1 protein-coding gene and 1 pseudogene are annotated in these 2311 nt (G+C 68.8%); both read left to right on the top strand.

Translation table 11 applies throughout. From position 1 onward, the window contains the following. Positions 1 to 521 (top strand): annotated as a pseudogene (locus tag G6026_RS02460) (AMP-binding protein); the annotation flags it as partial. After that, positions 518 to 2140: a sodium:solute symporter gene (locus tag G6026_RS02455; protein WP_182612165.1), complete on the top strand. Its 1623-nt coding sequence runs from the start codon at positions 518 to 520 to the stop codon at positions 2138 to 2140. The pseudogene G6026_RS02460 and the gene G6026_RS02455, both read left to right, overlap by 4 nt. Positions 2141 to 2311: the final 171 nt, after the last annotated feature.

The following is a 2311-nucleotide window of genomic DNA, read 5'->3' as shown; positions in this document are numbered from 1 at the left end:
TCCAGCCGGTCGCGGCGGGTGAGGTCGGCGAGATCTGCGTGCGCCTGCCCAGCCCCAACGCGTTCCTGCGCTACTGGAACGCGCCCGACAAGACCGCGGAGAAGACCGCCGGTGGAGTGCTGCACACCGGGGATCTGGCGCGGGTCGACGAGAGGGGGAGCTTCTGGTTCTCCGGCCGCAACGACGACCTGATCTCCTCGTCCGGCTACCGCGTGGGCCCCGGCGAGATCGAGGACCAGATCCTGCGCCACAGTGGGGTCGGGATGGTGGCCGTGATCGGCGTGCCGGACGAGCTGCGCGGAGAGGCGATCGTCGCGTACGTCGTCCCCGCCGAGGGGACCAGCGGCACCGACGAGTTGGCCCGCGAGATCCAGGCCCTGGTCAAGGAGCGACTCGCCTTCTACCAGTACCCGCGGGAGGTGCGGTTCCTCGACGAGCTCCCCACCACCAACACCGGAAAGATCCGCCGCGCCGCGCTGCGTAACGACCACAACCGACCGACCCCTGAGGATCCCTCATGAACAACCCCGTCGTCATAGGCGTCGTGCTCGCCTATTTCGTGCTCATGTTCGCCATCGGCGCGTGGGCCAACACCAAGATGAAGTCGGCCAAGGAGTTCCTCGTCGCGGGGCAGTCCCTGGGCTTCTTCGTCATGGCCATCGCCAGCTTCTCCTCCATCCAGTCCGGCTGGGGCATGGTCGGCGGAACCGGCCAGACCTACGCCTGGGGCCTGCAGGCGCTCATCGCCGTGGGGCTGCTCGCGCCCTTCGGCTTCGCCGTCGCCTGGTTCCTGCTGGGCAGCCGTCTCAACTGGATCGGCAAGAAGCACCGCGTCTACTCGGTGCCCGACCTCATCCGGGTCCGGTTCCAGGACCGGACCTCACACGCCACCATGTCGGTCGCGATCTTCATCGCCTCGATCGCGTACATGACCGCCCAGGTCACCTCGATCGGCGTGATCATCTCGCTGCTGCTGGGCACCTCGATCCCCACCAGCGTGTGGATCGGATCGATGGTCGTGGCCGCGTACACGATGGCCGGCGGCATGCTCGCGGCCGTGTGGACCGACCTCGTGCAGGGCGTGCTCATGGTGGTCATGTCCGTGGGGCTGTTCTTCTTCGCCGTCCAGGTGGCCGGCGGCTGGCTCCCCATGCTCGACACCATCTCGGCAGGCCGCGCGGAGATGCTCTCGATCGACGGCGTCCAGGCGCCGACCTACATCTTCGCCTTCGGGCTGTTGATCTTCGTAGGCGCCGTGGGCCAGCCGCAGCTGCTCACCAAGTTCCTCATGCTCCGCGACATGACCCAGCTCAAGTGGGGTGCGGCCGTGGCGGGCATCGCCTACGCCATCACCACCCTGTTCTCCGTCGGCATCGGCCTGGCCACCCGCTCCATGACCCTCACCGGCGACGCGCCCGAGCTCGAGAACATCGACGACACCGCCATCTGGTTCCTCGACTCGGTGACCAACCCGATCGTCGGCGGCATCGCGCTGACCGGCCTGCTGGCGGCCATCATGTCCTCGGCCTCGAGCTTCATCACCATCGGCGCGTCGTCGATGATGCGCGACCTGCCCGGCGCCTTCGGCATCAAGGTGGTCCGCGAGCTGCTGTGGAGCCGGATCGCGAGCCTCACCCTGGTGGTGCTGTCGGTCCTGCTCACCCTGTTCCTCTCGCAGGTGGTGTTCCTGCTCGGCGCGCTGGGCTGGGCCGCCTTCGCCGCCGCGATCGTCGGGCCGGTGGTCATGTCCATCTACTGGCATCGCGCCACGGCCACCGCCGCGACCGTGACAGTGGCGTTCGCGATCCTCGGCAACATGATCATCACCTCCCTGGCCGCGCGGGACATCATCTCCGTTCCCGCGTTCATGCAGGTCGGCGGCATCTCGCTGCTCGTGTCGATAGTGCTGTTCTACGTGGTGTCGCTGATGACCACCAACCGGCACCCCGACGCCACCCTGGAGTTCCTCTACGGCGGCCGGAGTTCCGTGACCGACCCGCGGCTCAGCGGCGGGGCCGCCCCGACTGCGGACACCACCACCGCGGCGTCCCAGGCCGGCTCGACCGCAGCGTCCCGTCGGGCCACCTCCACCGCAGTGTCCTCCCGGGCTGCCTCCACCGAAAGGAACGACCATGTCTGATCACGCTTCTGATCCCGCTGCGCGCGGCCGCGGACTCGAGGGCGCACACGGCCGGGCGCTCGACGGCGGCCTCGACCCCGCCGCCGAGTCGGCCCTGCTCGACCCCGCGGACGCCCCCGAGCCCGACCACAAGCGCGCCGGGATGCTGATCCACGCCTTCGTGGCGGTGGA

The sequence above is a fragment of the Dietzia sp. DQ11-38-2 genome (genome assembly GCF_014145055.1).
Lineage (GTDB): Bacteria > Actinomycetota > Actinomycetes > Mycobacteriales > Mycobacteriaceae > Dietzia.
This window is presented reverse-complemented; position numbering and strand designations above follow the sequence as displayed.

What these genes read in the sequence shown, in the direction of transcription:
- G6026_RS02455 (WP_182612165.1), top strand. Translation starts at nt 518, where the DNA reads ATGAACAACCCCGTCGTCATAGGCGTCGTGCTCGCCTATTTCGTGCTC.